The sequence below is a fragment of the Nonomuraea sp. WAC 01424 genome (assembly GCF_003947315.1).
Lineage (GTDB): Bacteria > Actinomycetota > Actinomycetes > Streptosporangiales > Streptosporangiaceae > Nonomuraea > Nonomuraea spiralis.
In genome coordinates, this window is the sequence record NZ_QHHZ01000013.1 from 116,411 (window position 1) to 131,834 (window position 15,424).

General features: G+C 70.1%; 16 protein-coding genes. 5 read left to right on the top strand and 11 right to left on the bottom strand.

The features are described 5' to 3' along the window. On the bottom strand, positions 1 to 912 hold the full coding sequence (locus DMB42_RS32910; protein WP_125640596.1) for an SMP-30/gluconolactonase/LRE family protein: 912 nt from the start codon (positions 910 to 912) through the stop codon (positions 1 to 3). Positions 913 to 968: 56 nt separating this feature from the next. Here DMB42_RS32910 and DMB42_RS32915 point away from each other — a divergent pair, with 56 nt between their 5' ends. Then, the gene (locus tag DMB42_RS32915) at positions 969 to 1,400 is read left to right on the top strand and encodes an Lrp/AsnC family transcriptional regulator (protein ID WP_125640599.1); all 432 of its coding nucleotides are present in this window, start codon (positions 969 to 971) and stop codon (positions 1,398 to 1,400) included. Positions 1,401 to 1,409: 9 nt separating this feature from the next. Continuing rightward, on the top strand, positions 1,410 to 1,916 hold the full coding sequence (gene soxR, locus DMB42_RS32920; RefSeq protein ID WP_125640602.1) for a redox-sensitive transcriptional activator SoxR: 507 nt from the start codon (positions 1,410 to 1,412) through the stop codon (positions 1,914 to 1,916). Here the strand turns inward: soxR and DMB42_RS32925 are convergent. Continuing rightward, positions 1,882 to 2,337 (bottom strand): universal stress protein, encoded by a 456-nt coding sequence (locus DMB42_RS32925; protein WP_125640605.1) that lies wholly within the window; start codon positions 2,335 to 2,337, stop codon positions 1,882 to 1,884. The two genes, soxR and DMB42_RS32925, sit on opposite strands and share 35 nt — an antisense overlap. Positions 2,338 to 2,441: 104 nt before the next feature. Beyond that, complete coding sequence (locus tag DMB42_RS32930; protein ID WP_260478089.1) at positions 2,442 to 2,867, bottom strand: helix-turn-helix transcriptional regulator; 426 nt, start codon at positions 2,865 to 2,867, stop codon at positions 2,442 to 2,444. Between DMB42_RS32930 and DMB42_RS32935 the strand changes: the two genes are divergently transcribed. After that, positions 2,854 to 4,392 (top strand): FtsX-like permease family protein, encoded by a 1,539-nt coding sequence (locus DMB42_RS32935; RefSeq protein ID WP_185844976.1) that lies wholly within the window; start codon positions 2,854 to 2,856, stop codon positions 4,390 to 4,392. The two genes, DMB42_RS32930 and DMB42_RS32935, sit on opposite strands and share 14 nt — an antisense overlap. Before the next feature lie 34 nt (positions 4,393 to 4,426). Here DMB42_RS32935 and dnaB read toward each other — a convergent pair whose 3' ends face one another. Beyond that, the gene (gene dnaB / locus DMB42_RS32940; protein WP_125640613.1) at positions 4,427 to 7,765 is read right to left on the bottom strand and encodes a replicative DNA helicase; all 3,339 of its coding nucleotides are present in this window, start codon (positions 7,763 to 7,765) and stop codon (positions 4,427 to 4,429) included. 286 nt (positions 7,766 to 8,051) lie between these two features. On the opposite strand from dnaB, the gene DMB42_RS32945 reads away from it, so the two are divergent. Both DMB42_RS32945 and DMB42_RS32950 read left to right on the top strand, forming a co-directional pair. Beyond that, positions 8,052 to 9,353 carry an MATE family efflux transporter gene (locus DMB42_RS32945; protein ID WP_125640616.1) on the top strand — a complete coding sequence of 434 codons (1,302 nt, stop codon included), beginning with the start codon at positions 8,052 to 8,054 and terminating at the stop codon, positions 9,351 to 9,353. Between the two features lie 123 nt (positions 9,354 to 9,476). Next, positions 9,477 to 10,952 carry an APC family permease gene (locus DMB42_RS32950; protein WP_260478090.1) on the top strand — a complete coding sequence of 492 codons (1,476 nt, stop codon included), beginning with the start codon at positions 9,477 to 9,479 and terminating at the stop codon, positions 10,950 to 10,952. On the opposite strand, the gene DMB42_RS32955 is transcribed toward DMB42_RS32950, so the two are convergent. The 7 genes from DMB42_RS32955 to rpsF all read right to left on the bottom strand — a co-directional run bounded on the left by DMB42_RS32955 (position 10,949) and on the right by rpsF (position 15,394). Continuing rightward, on the bottom strand, positions 10,949 to 11,692 hold the full coding sequence (locus tag DMB42_RS32955) for an amino acid ABC transporter ATP-binding protein (protein WP_185844977.1): 744 nt from the start codon (positions 11,690 to 11,692) through the stop codon (positions 10,949 to 10,951). The genes DMB42_RS32950 and DMB42_RS32955 overlap by 4 nt on opposite strands. Then, positions 11,689 to 12,528, bottom strand: coding sequence for an amino acid ABC transporter permease (locus DMB42_RS32960; protein ID WP_260478091.1), 840 nt, complete (start codon positions 12,526 to 12,528; stop codon positions 11,689 to 11,691). The genes DMB42_RS32955 and DMB42_RS32960 overlap by 4 nt, the downstream gene beginning before the upstream one ends. A 17-nt stretch (positions 12,529 to 12,545) precedes the next feature. Next, on the bottom strand, positions 12,546 to 13,415 hold the full coding sequence (locus DMB42_RS32965; protein WP_125640621.1) for an ABC transporter substrate-binding protein: 870 nt from the start codon (positions 13,413 to 13,415) through the stop codon (positions 12,546 to 12,548). 213 nt (positions 13,416 to 13,628) lie between these two features. Continuing rightward, on the bottom strand, positions 13,629 to 14,075 hold the full coding sequence (gene rplI, locus DMB42_RS32970; RefSeq protein ID WP_125640624.1) for a 50S ribosomal protein L9: 447 nt from the start codon (positions 14,073 to 14,075) through the stop codon (positions 13,629 to 13,631). Positions 14,076 to 14,089: 14 nt separating this feature from the next. Continuing rightward, positions 14,090 to 14,326, bottom strand: coding sequence for a 30S ribosomal protein S18 (gene rpsR / locus DMB42_RS32975; protein WP_020543048.1), 237 nt, complete (start codon positions 14,324 to 14,326; stop codon positions 14,090 to 14,092). 63 nt (positions 14,327 to 14,389) lie between these two features. After that, positions 14,390 to 14,935, bottom strand: coding sequence for a single-stranded DNA-binding protein (locus DMB42_RS32980; RefSeq protein ID WP_125640627.1), 546 nt, complete (start codon positions 14,933 to 14,935; stop codon positions 14,390 to 14,392). Between the two features lie 168 nt (positions 14,936 to 15,103). Beyond that, a complete protein-coding gene (rpsF, locus tag DMB42_RS32985; RefSeq protein WP_026214314.1) occupies positions 15,104 to 15,394 on the bottom strand; it encodes a 30S ribosomal protein S6 in 291 nt (96 codons plus the stop codon). Positions 15,395 to 15,424 lie beyond the last annotated feature (30 nt).

A 15,424-nucleotide genomic window follows, 5' to 3' on the forward strand; every position in this document is an offset into this window, starting at 1 on the left:
CTAGCGGCTGGCCCAGACCGGGCGGGCGCCGGTGACGTTGGTCATCAGGGAGTAGAGCGAGGAGGAGGCGGTGATGAACAGCCGGTTCCTCTTCTGCCCGCCGAACACCAGGTTGGACGTGAACTCCGGCAGCCTGAGCCGGCCGATCAGGGCGCCGTCGGGGGCGTAGCAGAGGACGGCCTTGCCCGCGGCGGCCCAGACGCGGCCGGTGTCGTCGAGGCGCATGCCGTCGAAGTTGTCGGCCGGGGTGCCCTCGGCGAAGACCTTGCCGCCGGACAGGGTGCCGTCCTCGGCCACGTCGAAGACACGCAGGTGTTTCCGCCTGGTGTCGGCGACGTACAGGAGCTTCTCGTCGAGGGAGAAGGCCAGGCCGTTGGGGCGGACGAAGTCGTCGGCCACGATCTTGACCTCGCCGGTCACCGGGTCGACCCGGTAGACGTTGCAGCCGTCGATCTCCTGCTCGGCCACGACGCCCTCGTAGTTGCTGGTGATGCCGTACGGGGGGTCGGTGAACCAGACGGAGCCGTCGGAGCGCACGACCGCGTCGTTGGGGCTGTTGAGCCGCCTGCCCTGCCAGCGGTCGGCGATGACGGTGATCGAGCCGTCGTGCTCGGTGCGGGTGACGCGGCGGTTGCCCTGCTCGCAGGAGATCATCCGGCCCTCGCGGTCGAGGGTGTTGCCGTTGACGTAGCCCGACGGCCGGCGGAACGTGCCGACGGCGCCGGTCGTCTCGTCCCAGCGGAGCATGCGCTCGTTGGGGATGTCGCTCCAGACCAGGTAGCGGCCGGCCGGGACGTAGAGCGGGCCCTCGGCCCAGCGGGTGCCGGTGTGGAGGCGTTCGAGCCGGTCGTCGCCGCCGACGGTGGCGAAACGCTCGTCGAGGGCTTCGAACTCGGTGGGGATCGTGTCCATGTCGCCAACCATACGGCATTCGGTCTTCGATGACTTTTGCCAGATAGTATTCGGTTGTGGATGATATCGACAGGACATTGATCGGCCTCCTGATGGAGGATGCGACGCAGTCGTACGCGACGCTCGGCAAGGCCGTGGGGTTGTCCGGCGGGGCCGCGCACGAACGCGTACGGAAGCTGCGCGAACGCGGCGTGATCAGGCGCACCACGATCGAGGTGGACCAGGCCGCGCTCGGCCGCACGGTGAGCGCCTACGTCCTGGTGGACGGCGGGAGCTGGATGGGCGACAGCGCCGACCTGCTGGCGGCGATCCCCGCCGTCGAGGAGGCCCACGTGATCGCGGGGCCGGCGTCGCTGCTGCTCAAGGTGCGTACGTCCAGCACCAAGGAGTTGCAGGACGTCCTGCGCCAGGTGTTCGAGGTGCACGGGGTGACCGGCACCCAGACGGTCGTGGTACTGGAGACGTTCTTCGAACGGACCCTCAAGTAAGCTTCAGGTATGGTCGCCTGGAACAGCAAAGAGCTGACAGTGGGACAGCTCGCCGAACGCAGCGGCGTTGCCGTGTCCGCCCTGCACTTCTACGAGACCAAGGGTCTCATCGCCAGCCGCCGCACGGCGGGCAACCAGCGTCGCTACCACCGCGACACGCTGCGCAGGGTCGCCTTCATCCGGCTCTCGCAACGGCTCGGCATCCCCTTGGCGACCATCAAGGACGCTCTCGCGGAGCTGCCCGACGGCCGTACCCCCAACCGGGAGGACTGGGCCAGGTTGTCGGCCGCCTGGCGCGGCGAGCTGGACGACCGCATCGAGCAGCTTCAGCGGCTGCGCGACGACCTGACCGACTGCATCGGCTGCGGCTGCCTGTCGCTCGACCGGTGCCCGGTCGCCAACCCGTACGACCGGCTCGGCGAGGAGGGGCCGGGCGCCCGTCGCATGGACACCCGGCTGTCCCCGCCCAAGGTCTGCTGCGTCACGCCTTCGGACGCGCAACCGGCGGCACGATGAGCGTGGCCCGCCGCGCGTGGTGGAGCACATGGTTGGACACGCTGCCGAGCAGCACCGACCTGACCCCCGCCAGGCCACGCGAACCGGTCACGATGAGCGAGGCGTCGATCTCGTCGGCCACGTCCACGATCGTCTTCCAGATGGACTCGTTGTCGGCGACCGCGCGGTAGGTCACCTCGGGCAGACCGGCGGCGGTGGCCAGCTCGGCGCCTTCCTTGGCGTAGTACTCGGCCTGGGTCTGCGCCTCGGTCTCGGTCTCGGGGGAGATCGCCCCCGCCGCCAGCGGATACTTCCTGAGCTGCACGAGCAGCGGTTCCCACACGGTGACGACGACGGTCGGCTGGGCGGCCAGGTGCTTGGCGGCGAACTCGATGGCGCTGCGCGAGTCGGCCGAGCCGTCGTAGGCGATCAGGATGGTCATGGCGTTCTCCCCTTTGCTTCAGTCATCACTTGAAGCAGCGGGATGATCGATCGCCATCCCGTCGGGGACTGTCTGGTTTGTCACACTTCGAGCCGAAGCCGCGCTCAGGAGAGGTCGAGACCGGCCAGCTGGGCCCGGCTGGCCACGTTGAGCTTGGGGAAGGCCCGGTAGAGGTGGTAGCTCACGGTCTTCGGGCTGAGGAAGAGCTGGGCGCCGATCTCCCTGTTGGTCAGCCCCTTGGCGGCCAGCCTGACGATCTGGAGCTCCTGCGGGGAGAGCGCGGCGAGGGCCGTGTCCGGCGCGGCGGGCGCGCTGGTGTCCCCCGCCGCCCTCAGCTCCGTTCGCGCGCGCTCGGCCCACGGGCGGGCCCCGAGCCGTTCGAACGTCTCCAGCGCCGCGCGCAGGTGCGGCCGGGCGCTGCTCGACCCCTCCCGGGCCGCCGACGAACGGGCGCGCAACAACGCCGTCACCATCGTCGGCATCGCGGGCGGGTTCGCGGCCTTCGTCGCCGTCTTCGTGGTCTCCTCCACCTTCGCGTTCGCGGTCGGCCAGCGCCGCCGCGAGTTCGCCCTCCTTCGTACGACCGGCGCCACCGCCGGCCAGGTCAGGCGCATGGTGTACGGCGAGGCCGCCCTGGTCGCGCTGGCCGCCTCGGCCCTCGGCGCCGTGCTCGGCCCCCTCGCGACCCGGCCGCTGCTCGACCGGCTGACCGCGCTCGGCATGGCACCGGCGTGGCTCGTGCCCTCCACGTCCTCGGTGCCGTCCTTCGTGGCCTTCGGCACCGGCGTGCTGGTCACGGCGCTCGTCAGCATGGCCGTGAACACGATCGGCGATCCGGCCTCGGCCACGAACAACAAGACGTTCATGCCGATCGTCATGCTGCTCATCGCGGCCGCCGGGCTGCTCGCGCCGGTCTTCGTCCGGCCGGTCACCCGCCTGCTCGCCGGGCCGGTCGAGCGCCTGCGCGGCGCCGGGGGCACCGTGGTCGCCGCCGGGGCCCTCGCCTCGGCCCGGCGTACCGCCGCCACCGCGGCGCCCGTCCTGGTGACCGTGGCGCTGGCGGGGACCCTGCTCGGCGGCGCGGCCATGACCGACGCGACCAAGACCGCGATGGAGACCGCTCCCGTACGCGCCGACTTCCTGGTGTTGCCCGACGGCCCGGCCGGCCTGGACCGGCAGCTCGTCGAACGCCTCCGTGCCGTTCCCGGCGCCGAGATCACCACGGCCACCGCGACCAGCGTGTACACGCTCGAAGGCCGGACCGAGCTCATCCGGCGTCCGGCCGAGGCCGTGGACCCGGCCGCGCTCACCTCGGCGCTGTCCGTGCCGGTGACCGCCGGATCCCTCGCCGACCTGCGTGACGACACGATCGCGGTCTCGCCGACCTGGGAGCTCGGGCTCGGCCGGACCGTACGGATGTGGCGGGCGGACGGCAGCCAGGCCACGTTCAAGGTGGTCGCCCTGCTCGGCGCGGACTCCGCCGCCGACTCCTACGTCACCCCCGCCCACGCCTTCTCGGCCCTGCCCTCGACCGCGTACGTCACCCTGCGCCCCGGCGCCTCGGCCCCCGCCGTCCGCGCCGCCCTCGTCGCGGCCACGCGCGGCCACAACGCCCACGCGGTCACCAAGGCGGACTGGAGCGGCGACTCCGCCTCCCGCCGCAACTCCGCCAGCCGGCTCGGACTGCTGGCGGTGCTCGCCATCATGCTCGGCTACACCGCGATCGCCCTGGTCAACACCCTGCTGATGGCGGCCTCCGACCGCGCGGCGGAACGCGGCGGCCTGCGGCTGCTCGGGGCCACGCGGGCGCAGGTGCTGCGCTTCGTCATGGGCGAGGCGCTGCTGGTGGTGACCGTGGGCGTGGTGCTGGCGCTCGGCGCCACGGCGGTCAGCCTGCTCGGCCTGTGGACGGCCCTGCTGCGGCTGGCCGGGCCGGTCGCGTTCGAGGTGCCGTGGCTGCCGGTGGCCGGCGTGGTCGCCGCCTGCTTCGTGCTCGGGGTGGCGGCCTCGGTGGTGCCGGCGATCCGTACGAAGGGGGCGGCGATCCCGCGCTGATAGCCGCCTGGCCCGGCACTCCGGCGTGGACCGGTCAGTGCTGGGCCATGTCCACGAACCGGCTGTAATGGCCCTGGAAGGCCACGGTCACCGTGGCCGTGGGGCCGTTACGGTGTTTGGCCACGATCAGGTCGGCCTCCCCCGCCCTGGGCGACTCCCGCTCGTAGGCGTCCTCTCGGTGAAGCAGGATGACCATGTCCGCGTCCTGCTCGATGCTGTTGTGCACCGATATGCCGTTGGCGACGAAGTTGTGCGTGCCCAGGACCGTGGCGTCGAACACCGGCTGCTCGCCCAGGCTCTCGACCGAGGCGACCTCGTCCCAGAACACGTCGTTCGTCGCCAGAATGTCCATGTCGGCGTCGTCAAGAATCGAGGCCACCCTGCCCAGCCGCGCCCGGCCCGGTACGTGTTCCCGCGCCGCGCCGCCGCCGACCCGGGCGTAGGACTCACGATGGGCCGTGCCACGCTCCGACAGGACACCGCGGACACGGTCCCAGATCTCGGCGGGAATCGTGTCCAGGCTGGTGTCGCCCTTGATCTCCCGCAGCCTGCCGGCGGACGAGGCCGCCTGCGCCGACCGCTCACCATGGACGCCCACCTCGTCCAGGAACCGGAGCTGGTTCTCCACACCGTCGACGACCAGCGTGTACCCGGGCCGGTCGGCGCCCTTCGGCGCCTCTTCCACACGCGTCATCACGTTGAACCGGAGCAGCAGCCCGGCCACGTCGTCCACCAGCCGGCGGCTCGCCGAGGCGTAGGAGAGCCGCGACTGGCCGCCGTCGGTGTCCCACCGTACGGATCCGCCGCTCGCCCAGAGGTGCCGCAGGAACACCGCGATCTGCTTCTTGGGCAGGGCGAAGACCCCCTCCGGAACGTGCCTCTCATGGCTCGCAGAGCGGATCGGCCGGTCCTCCACGACGGAACCGTCGCCGATCAGGTGCGCGAGCGACACGATCTCCGCCTCCGGCCACTCCTTGAGCCGCTCGGGAGCCGGTACGTGACGCGGGACCGCCAGCCGGGACCCGGCGGCGAGCTCCCCCAGCGGACGCCAGCCGTCGTAGGTCAGGAAGGGGTGGTTCGCGGTGGCCTCGATCTCACGCCCGGAACGCAGCCGCAGGCGGAAGACCTCCTTGACCCCGCTCGGGAAGGCGTGTGTGAGCGTCCGGGGCACGAGCCGCAGCCGGTCGTCGAGCGACCACACCGGGACGTCACGCGCGCCGCTCTCCAGCAGCTCGCCGATCGACACCTCGGCACCGGTGTCGGCGCGCATGATCCGGGTGGCGGCGGTCAGGCAGCCGGACTCACGAAGGTCGCTGACCGCGGGACGCTTGTCCGTACGCTGCTCGGGACCTCGGTTGAGCTGGGAGATGGCGATGACCGGCACCTCCAGCTCCTTGGCCAGCAGCTTGATCGCACGGGAGATCTCCGAGACCTCGTTCTGGCGGCTCTCGGTCTTCTTCGGCGAGCTCATCAGCTGGAGGTAGTCGATGACCACGAACCGCAGGTCGTTGCGCTGCTTGAGCCGCCGGCACTTGGCCCTGATCTCCATCATCGACATGTTGGGCGAGTCGTCGATGAACAGCGGCGCCTCGGCCACCTCGCTCATCCGGCGCGCGAGGCGGGTCCAGTCGTCGTCGCCCATCATGCCGGAGCGCATGGCATGCAGGGCGACCCTGGCCTCGGCGGACAGCAGACGCATGGTGATCTCGTTGCGGGACATCTCCAGGGAGAAGATGACGGTGGTCATCCCATGCTTGATCGCCGCGGAACGGGCGAAGTCGAGCCCCAGGGTGGAGTTGTGGGTGGGGATCCAAGTGGGGCCCGCCACGTACAGGTGGTCGGCGTTGTCCACCTCCACGCATCGCACCGGCACAGACGCCACAGGGCGGACATCGGTGATCTCGCGGCAGGTCGTGCCGGGGTGGGCGCCGGTGTTCACCAGGGCGTTCTTCCGGCTCGACCGGAACACCTTGTCGAAAGGCGTGAACGTGACCACATGAGCCTCGGCCTGTCCGGATGCCGGCTCGGACGTCCAGGACGCCGTGTATCCCAGGCTCAGGATCAACTCCCGGGCGTCCTGCGCCAGCCGGCGGTTCGGGACGGCGAGCCGGACCGTCCCGAGGGGGCTGATGTGGCCGCCGGCGTCGAGCAACCCCGCCAGGAGTTCCCGGCGCTGGTCCTCGGACGCGCGCAGGTATTCACCGGGGATGTGCTTGTCCCCCGACATCCCCAGCGTCCGCAGCCCTTCGGCGGTCACCTCGGGATCATCGGTGGTGAGAGGTGCGCCGTCCGCGTCACCGCCACCCAGCCAGGCCCCCAGCGCGTGCGGGGAAACCGGCAGATCACGGTCGGGCACGTCCAGCGGCCGGGCGTTGACGACGGCGTGGTCGAGCCGCTTCTCCGCGTCGCCGCACCGCAGCGTCGCGGCGAGCTCCTCGGTCGTGCGCACCTGCGCGGACGACCGCCGATCCGGTCGGCGGGACGCACGCGTGTCGGTGAGCCACTGGTGCTGGGCGTCGGCCAGGATCACCGTGCCGTCGCCGAACTCCACCTCGTAGCACGGCCGGCCGTGCATGACGTCGGTGGCCGCCACCACGCGCGTGGGCCTGCCGTCGGCCCCGATCAGGAGGTCGCCGACGCGCACGTCGCCCATGGTGGTCCAGCCCGTCGGCGTGGGCAGCGGCGTGTCGAGCGCGAGCGCCTTGCCGATGGCGGGACGGGCGGCCACGACGATCATCTGGCCCGGGTGGAGGCCGTTGGTGAGCTGGTCGAGGTCCTGGAAGCCGGTCGGCACGCCGACCATCTGGCCGCCGCGGCTGCCGATGGCCTCAAGCTCGTCGAGGGCGCCCGGCATGATGTCGGCCAGGGGCGCGTAGTCCTCGGAGGTGCGGCGCTCGGTGACCTTGTAGATCTCCGCCTGGGCGCGGTCGACGAGGTCGTCGACCTCTTCGTTCTGGCCGCCGTAGCCGAAGGAGACGATGCGGGTGCCGGCCTCGATGAGGCGGCGCAGGATCGCCTGCTCGCGCACGATCTTGGCGTAGTAGCCAGCGTTGGCGGCCGTGGGGACGACGGCCGTGAGCGTGTGGAGGTAGGCGGCGCCGCCCACCCTGGCCATCTCGCCGCGTTTCTGCAGCTCGTCGAAGACGGTGACCGCGTCGGCGGGCTCGCCGCGGCCGTAGAGGTCGGTGACGACGTCGTAGACCATCTGGTGGGCCGGACGGTAGAAGTCGTCGGAACGCAGGATCTCGACGACGTCGGCGATGGCGTCCTTCGACAGGAGCATGCCGCCGAGCACCGACTGCTCGGCCTCGATGTTGTGCGGCGGCGTGCGCTCGAATCCCGGGCCTCCGCCGCCCTCTTCGTCAATGGTCACCGCGCCCCCTCGCACACAACCTCGCAGGCGGTCGCACCACCCCCACTTGTAGTCGACCGGTGTGACAGTTTCGCCGGTTCGGCGCGCGAGGGCAACGCGGCCTGTGGACAACGCTGTGGGTGAGCTGTGCACTATCGCGCCCAGGGTGTGAAAGCTCTGTGGACGAGCCTGGGGATAACTGTTCCGGATATCCACCGATCACCCCTCGACCTGGGCAAACAGTGTCCACCGGCTGTGGAGGAAAGAAAGTTGGCTCGACACGCCGTGTAATGGCCATAATGGACAAATGCCCATTACACCCCAGGACCGGGAGATTCTGCGGCTCGCGCTGCCCGCGTTCGGCGCCCTGGTCGCCGAGCCGCTCTTCCTGCTCGCCGACTACGCCATCGTCGGCCACGGCCTCGGCACCACGGCCGTGGGCGCGCTGGGCGTGGCGGGCGCGGTCCTGGCCACGCTGGTGAACCTCTGCGTCTTCCTCGCCTACGGAACGACGGCGTCCGTGGCGCGGCAGAGCGGCGCGGGCAACCACGCGCGGGCGATGCGCAACGGCGTGGACGGCATCTGGCTCGCCCTGGCCATCGGCGCCGCGCTCATCTCCTTGGGCTGGCCGCTCGCGCCCGCCATGGTGGACCTGTTCGGCGCCGGCCCCGACCAGGCCGCCCTGGCCGTGACGTACCTGCGGATCAGCCTGCTCGGCGCGCCCGGCATGCTGGTCGTGCTGGCCGGCACCGGGGTGCTGCGCGGCCTGCGGGACACGGTCACGCCCCTGGTGGTGGCCGTCGGCTCGTTCGCGCTCAACGCGGCGCTGAACGCCTGGTTCGTGCTCGGGCTGCATTGGGGCATCGCCGGGTCGGCCTGGGGCACCACGCTGGCCCAGACGCTGGGCGCCGCCGTCTACCTGGTCGTGGTGGTCAGGGGCGCCCGCCGGCTCGGTACGCCGCTCATGCCCGACCTCGCCGGCGTCCGCCAGGCCGGTACGGCCGGGTTCGCCCTGCTCATCCGTACGGTCTGTCTGCGGATCGTGTTGCTCGTGGGCACCGTCGTCGCCACCAGGATGGGCAAGGCGGAACTGGCCGCGTACGCCATCGCCGGCCAGGTGTGGAACCTGCTCGCCTTCGCCCTCGACGCCATCGCGATCGCCGGCCAGGCCATCACCGGCCGCTCGCTCGGCGCCAGGGACACGGCCGCCACCAGGGCCGCGACCAGGCGCATGACGCAGTGGGGCCTGTGGTCGGGCCTGGCGCTCGGCGTGCTGGTGGTGGCGGCCAGGCCGCTGCTGCCCGGCCTGTTCGGCGCCGACCCGGCCGTGACCGGCGAGCTCCTGGCCGTGTTGTGGCCGGTCGCGCTGTTCCAGCCGATCTGCGGGGTGGTGTTCGTGCTGGACGGCGTGCTCATCGGCGCCGGCGACCAGCGATACCTGGCCTGGGCCGGGGTGTGGACGACGCTGGCGTACCTGCCCGCCGCCTTCCTCGCCTCCGGGTTCGGCCTGGTCGCGCTCTGGTGCGCGCTCGGGGTGTGGATGGTCGCCCGGCTGATCACCCTCGGCCGTCGCGCGGCCGGCACAGCGTGGCTCGTGACCGGAGCGTAGCCGACCCGACCTGCAGCGTTACCCCCGCGGACGGCCTGCGACCGCGTCACCGTAACCGTCCCGTGCTTGCCCGTCGTCCAAGCGGTGAGACAGAGTGGGCGAGTTCCCAGAGCGGGGTGTTCCGTGTCCACGATTCTGCGACGACTGCCACCGTCAGACGCGACCGGCCTGCGCACCGGCGCCGGCCACAGCCTGGCCGAGGTCTACCGCCCGGCCGACCTCGTGGTTCTCGGGCTCGGCGTGATGATCGGCGCGGGCATCTTCAGTGTCGCCGGCGAGCAGGCCCACACCACGGCCGGTCCCGGCGTGATCCTCTCGTTCATGATCGCCGGTATCGCGTGCCTGCTCGCGTGCCTGTGCTACGCCGAGCTGTCGTCCACGATGCCGACCTCGGGCAGCGCCTACACCTTCACGTACGTCATCTTCGGCGAGGTCTGGGCGTGGGTCATCGGCTGGGCGCTGATCCTTGAGCTGCAGTTCGCCGCGGCGGTGGTGGCCAGGGCGTGGGCGGCCATCGCGGTCAAGGCGGTCACCAACTTCGGCGTACGAGTGCCGATGGCCGACTCCGTGGAGAACATCCTCGTCCTGGTCATCCTGGTGCTGCTCACGGGCATCGTGGCCCTCGGCGCCCGGATCGGCCTGCGGGCCCTGTGGATCATGGTGTCGGCCAAGCTGCTGGCCATCGGGGCGGTCATCGTCGTGGGCCTGGCCCACATCGACGTGGCCAACTTCGGCGACTTCTACGTCCCGTCCAAGACCCTGTCCGTACGCCCCCAGACCGTCATGGAGGTCTTCTCCGGGCAGAGCACGGCCTTCGGCTGGTTCGGCATCTTCGCCGCGGCCTCGGCCATCGCGTTCGCCTACATCGGCTTCGACATCGTCGCGACCTCGGCCGAGGAGAGCGTGAACGCGCCCAAGTCCGTCCCCAAGGGCATGATCCGCAGCCTGGTGATCACCACGGTCATCTACCTCGCGGTCGCGCTGGTCATGGTGGGCATGGTCTCGTACACGAAGATCACCGGGGACGCGCCGCTGTCCAGCGCGTTCCGTGCCGTGGGCGTCGACTGGATGGTGCACGTCATCGACGCGGGAGCGGTGCTCGGGCTGACCACCGTGATCCTCGTACTGATCGTGGGACAGACGCGGGTGCTGTTCTCGATGGCCCGCGACGGGCTGATCCCGCGCGGGCTGGCCGCGGTCAGCCGCAGGTACCACACGCCGTCGCGGGTGACGCTGGTGATCGGGTTCATCGCGATCGTGCTGGCCGAGTTCGTGCCGGTGCTCACCATGCAGGAGCTGGTGGTGCTCGGCACGCTGTTCGCGTTCCTGTTCGTGGCGGCCGGGGTGATCGTGATGCGCCGCCGCATGCCGCATCTGGAGCGCGGCTTCCGCGTGCCGCTCTCGCCGCTGCTCCCGGCGCTCTCGCTGGTCGCCACGCTCTGGCTGATGCTCAACCTGCGCGTGCTCACCTGGGCGTGGTTCATCCTGTGGATGGCCTTCGGCGTCCTGGTCTATCTCCTGTACGGCCGCCGCCACAGCCTGCTCGCCGCCCCGCGGGACACCCCGGCCGAACCCGGCCGGGGCCGCCACCGCCGCTAGAGCCGCCCGGAATCGAGCACGCTGCGCAGGAACTCCCTGGTGCGCGGCTGCTCCGGCGAGGCGAAGATCTTCTCGGGCGAGCCCTTCTCCACCAGCACCCCGCCGTCGAGGAAGCACACGGTGTCGGAGATGTCGCGGCAGAAGCTCATCTCGTGGGTGGTCAGGATCATCGTCATGCCCGACTCCTTGAGCTCCCTGATGATCCCCAGCACGTCCAGCACCAGTTCGGGGTCGAGCGCCGAGGTGACCTCGTCGAGCAACATCAGCCTCGGCTGCATGGCCAGCGCCCGGATGACCGCGACCCGCTGCTGCTGACCGCCCGAGAGCTGGTCGGGGTACGCGCCGGCCTTGGCCGCCAGCCCGAACCTGGCCAGCAGCTCGCGTGCCTCCTCCTCGGCCTGTGCCCTGGGCGTCTTGAGCACCTGACGGGGCGCGAGCGTGACGTTGTCGAGCACGGTCATGTGCGGGAACAGGTTGAACGCCTGGAACACGATGCCGAGCCGCTTGCGTACGTCGTCCGCGTCCACGCGGGGGTCGGTGATCTCCTGGCCGTCGAGGTGGATCGAGCCGTCGTCCACGGTCTCCAGCAGGTTCACGCAGCGCAGGAGCGTGGACTTGCCCGATCCGGACGGGCCGATCAGGCTGACCACCTCGTGCGGCTGCACCTCAAGGTCGATCCCGCGCAACACGCTGTGGCCGTGGAAGTTCTTCCACACCCCTTCGATGGTCAGCAGGCTCATGCGCCACGCCTCCTGCGCGTACGGGCGGCCAGATGGTCGGTGAACCTGGCTATCGGGATCGTGAGCAGGATGAACAGCAGCGAGGCGACCAGGTAGGGGGTGTAGTTGAACTTGCTCTGGACGATGATCTGGGCCTGCCTGAGCGCCTCCAGCGGCCCGATGGTCGCTACCAGCGCGGTGTCCTTCTGCAGCGAGACGAAGTCGTTGAGCAGCGGCGGCACGACCCGGCGGGTGGCCTGCGGGAGCACGACGAACCGCATGGTCTTGACGTGGCTCAGGCCCAGCGAGCGGGCGGCGGCGACCTGGCTGGGGTGCACCGACTCGATGCCGGAGCGGAACACCTCGGCCACGTACGCGCCGTACGACAGCGTCAGCGAGATCACGCCCAGCGTCGCCAGGTCCGTCGGGATGCCCTGCAACCGCAGTGCGGGCAGCCCGAACCCGACGAGGTAGATGACCAGGATCGTCGGCACACCGCGGAAGACGTCGGTGTAGAGCGTGGCCAGGGCCCTGATCGGGAAGAACGCGGGCGCGGTGATGCCCCTGGCCAGCGCCACCAGCAGCCCGACGATCAGGATCAGCGGCTCGGCGATCAGGAACATCTTGATGTTGAGCAGGAACCCGTCCAGCACCTCGGGCAGCGCCTTGACGAACCACTCGGGCGAGAAGAACGACTCCCGCACCCGGGGCCAGCCGGGCGAGTTCGTGGCCAGGACGACGACCAGGACGACGAACACGATCGTCGAGGCCGTCGCGATCGAGGCCGAGCGGCGCGCCCGCGACCTGCGGACCCGCTCGCGCTCAAGCTGCCGCTGCGAGGGGACGTGCTCGCTCACGGGCTTACTGGTCGGGCTCACGACAGCTCGGGCGCGCCCGCCGCCGAACCCAGCCACTCCTGCTCGATCTTCGCCAGCTCACCCTTCGACTTCAGGGAGTCGACGGCCTTGTCGACGCAGGGCTTGAGCGCGCTGCCCTTCTCCATGACCAGCCCGAACTCCTCCGGCGTGCCGCCGGTCGAGCTGAACTGGCCGACGATCTTGGAGTTCTCCACCTGGGCGGCCGTGACGTAGAACGCGGTGGGCAGGTCGACGACGATGGCGTCCACCTGCTTGTTCTTCAGCGCGTTCACGGCGTCGACCTGGTCGTTGTAGACGTTGGGCTCGGCGGTCGGCTTGACGACCTCCTTGACGCCGGCCAGCGACGTCGTGCCGACCTGGACGCCGAACTTGGCGTCCTTGAGCTCGGCCACACTCTTCGCCTCGGCGAACTTACTGCCCTTGATCGCCACGACGGCCTGCTTGACCGTGTAGTAGCCCTTGCTGAAGTCGACGGCCTTGGCGCGGTCGGGGTTGATCGAGACCTGGTTGACGTCGAAGTCGAACTGCTTGGCCCCCGGCGCGAACGCCGAATCGAACTTGACCGTGTTCCACTGCACCTCGGTCCGGTCGAACCCGAGCTCGCCGGCCACCGCGAACGCCACCGCGCTCTCGAACCCCTGGCCGTTGTTCGGGTCGTCGTCCTTGAACCACGGCTCGTAGGCCGGCTTGTCGGTGCCGACGGTCAGCTTGCCCGCGTTGACGAGCTTGAGCTGCTCCTTGGCGCAGGCTGCGGCGGTGGACGAGCCGGTCGCCGTGGCCGGGCTCGCCGGCTGGTCCGCCGGGGCACATGCGACGGCCCCTACCGCGAGCACACCGATCGCGAGCAGCATCGAGGAACGGGCCATGGCAAAGCCTCCAGGGGGAACGCACACACAAGAACGCAGGCATTCTACGCGGCCCGAATAGGAAATAAGTGCGCAGGTCACCACGGCCGTCGGCTACACCCGGGCCGGCGTGCCGGCGTCCCGCCGCAGAAGGGCCGGCGAGCGTGCCACCCGACCGGCCCTCGAACACGAAAAAGCCCCTCTCCGCGAGGAGAGGGGCCTGATCAGCCGTTGTCAGCTGGCCACGACGTCGACGTCGACGGACGCCGACACCTCGGGGTGGAGCTTGACGGTGATCTTGTGCGACCCGACGCTCTTGATCGGGTTGCGGATCTCGATGCGACGGCGGTCGAGGACCGGACCACCGGCGGCCTTGACGGCGTCGGCGATGTCGCCCGTGGTGATCGAGCCGAACAGCCGGCCCGAGTCGCCCGCGCGCGTGGTCAGCCGCACGCGCAGGGCGCCGAGCGCGGCGGCGACCTCCTTGGCGGTGCCGATGTCGCGGATCTCGCGAGCGTCGCGAGCCTTCTTGATGGTCTCGATCTGGCGCTCGGCGCCACGCGTCCAGCGCATGGCGTAGCCGCGCGGGATGAGGTAGTTACGGCCGTAGCCGTCCTTGACCTCGACGACGTCGCCAGGGGCGCCGAGGCCGGAGACCTCGTTGGTGAGGATGAGCTTCATGTCGACAGACCTCCTTAGCGCGCGGTGCTCGTGTAAGGCAGCAGAGCCACCTCACGGGCGTTCTTGATCGCGGTCGCCACGTCGCGCTGGTGCTGGGTGCAGTTGCCCGTCACCCGGCGCGCACGGATCTTGCCGCGGTCGGAGATGAACTTCCGCAGCAGCGCCGTGTCCTTGTAGTCGACGTATGAGATCTTGTCGTGGCAGAACAGGCAAACCTTCTTCTTGGGCTTGCGCAGTGCCGGCTTAGCCATCGTGGTGCTCCTCTCAGAGCCCCGCCTTTCGGGCGGGAATGGACTCGGGCTTGTGGACAGGTGTTAGAAAGGCGGTTCGTCGCTGAAGTCGTTGCCGCCGAAGCCGCCGCCCTGGTTTCCGCCGCCACCGCCGCCGAAACCACCGCCGCCGCCACCGCCCTGGGACGGGGCGGGCGTGGCAGAGGCCCACGGGTCGTCGGCGGGGCCGCCGACGAAGCCGCCACCGCCGCCCCCGCCCTGGCGGGAGGTGCGGTTGACCTTGGCGGTGGCGTTGCGCAGGGACGGGCCGACCTCGTCGACCTCGACCTCATAGACCGTGCGCTTCTCGCCTTCCTTGGTCTCGTAAGACCTTTGCTTGAGCCGCCCCTGCACGATGACCCGCATGCCACGCTGGAGGCTCTCGGCGGCGTTCTCGGCCGCCTGCCGCCACACGTTGCAGGTCAGGAAGAGGCTCTCGCCATCCTTCCACTCGTTGGTCTGACGATCCATGAACCGCGGAGTGGACGCGATGCGGAATCGAGCCACCGCTTGACCCGTCGGGGTGAAGCGCAGCTCCGGGTCGTCGACAAGATTGCCGACGATGGTGATTACGGTGTCGCCTGCTGCCATGGCTAGCGCTCGCCTTCCTGCACGCCTTCGCTGGGATACGGCTCAGAGTACGGGTGTTCTCCGACAAAAAGCCGGTGGTCAACAACAAACCCGCTCGTCGGCCCGTCACTCCGCCGTCGTCCTCCGATGAGGACCACGGCGGCGGTCCGCTTCGCGGCTTTCCTGTTGTTAGTGCACGTCCGGGCGCAGGACCTTGGTACGCAGGATGCCCTCGTTGAGGTTCATCTGCCGGTCGAGCTCCTTGACCGTCGCGGGCTCCGCGGACAGGTCGATGACGGCGTAGATGCCTTCCGACTTCTTGTCGATGTCGTAGGCAAGGCGGCGACGGCCCCAGACGTCGACCTTCTCCACGGTGCCGCCGTCGTTGCGGACCACGGTGAGGAACTGGTCGAGGGACGGCGCGACAGTGCGCTCATCGAGCGAAGGGTCCAGAATGACCATTACTTCGTAACGACGCATGCGGGACTCCAACCTCCTCTGGACTCTTGC

Bases quoted from the DNA above. Each gene is read 5' to 3' on its own strand.
- DMB42_RS32910 (WP_125640596.1), bottom strand. From the start codon at position 912: ATGGACACGATCCCCACCGAGTTCGAAGCCCTCGACGAGCGTTTCGCC.
- soxR (WP_125640602.1), top strand. From the start codon at position 1,410: ATGGTCGCCTGGAACAGCAAAGAGCTGACAGTGGGACAGCTCGCCGAA.
- DMB42_RS32925 (WP_125640605.1), bottom strand. From the start codon at position 2,337: ATGACCATCCTGATCGCCTACGACGGCTCGGCCGACTCGCGCAGCGCC.
- DMB42_RS32945 (WP_125640616.1), top strand. From the start codon at position 8,052: ATGCCCATTACACCCCAGGACCGGGAGATTCTGCGGCTCGCGCTGCCC.
- DMB42_RS32955 (WP_185844977.1), bottom strand. From the start codon at position 11,692: ATGAGCCTGCTGACCATCGAAGGGGTGTGGAAGAACTTCCACGGCCAC.
- DMB42_RS32965 (WP_125640621.1), bottom strand. From the start codon at position 13,415: ATGGCCCGTTCCTCGATGCTGCTCGCGATCGGTGTGCTCGCGGTAGGG.
- rplI (WP_125640624.1), bottom strand. From the start codon at position 14,075: ATGAAGCTCATCCTCACCAACGAGGTCTCCGGCCTCGGCGCCCCTGGC.
- rpsR (WP_020543048.1), bottom strand. From the start codon at position 14,326: ATGGCTAAGCCGGCACTGCGCAAGCCCAAGAAGAAGGTTTGCCTGTTC.
- DMB42_RS32980 (WP_125640627.1), bottom strand. From the start codon at position 14,935: ATGGCAGCAGGCGACACCGTAATCACCATCGTCGGCAATCTTGTCGAC.
- rpsF (WP_026214314.1), bottom strand. From the start codon at position 15,394: ATGCGTCGTTACGAAGTAATGGTCATTCTGGACCCTTCGCTCGATGAG.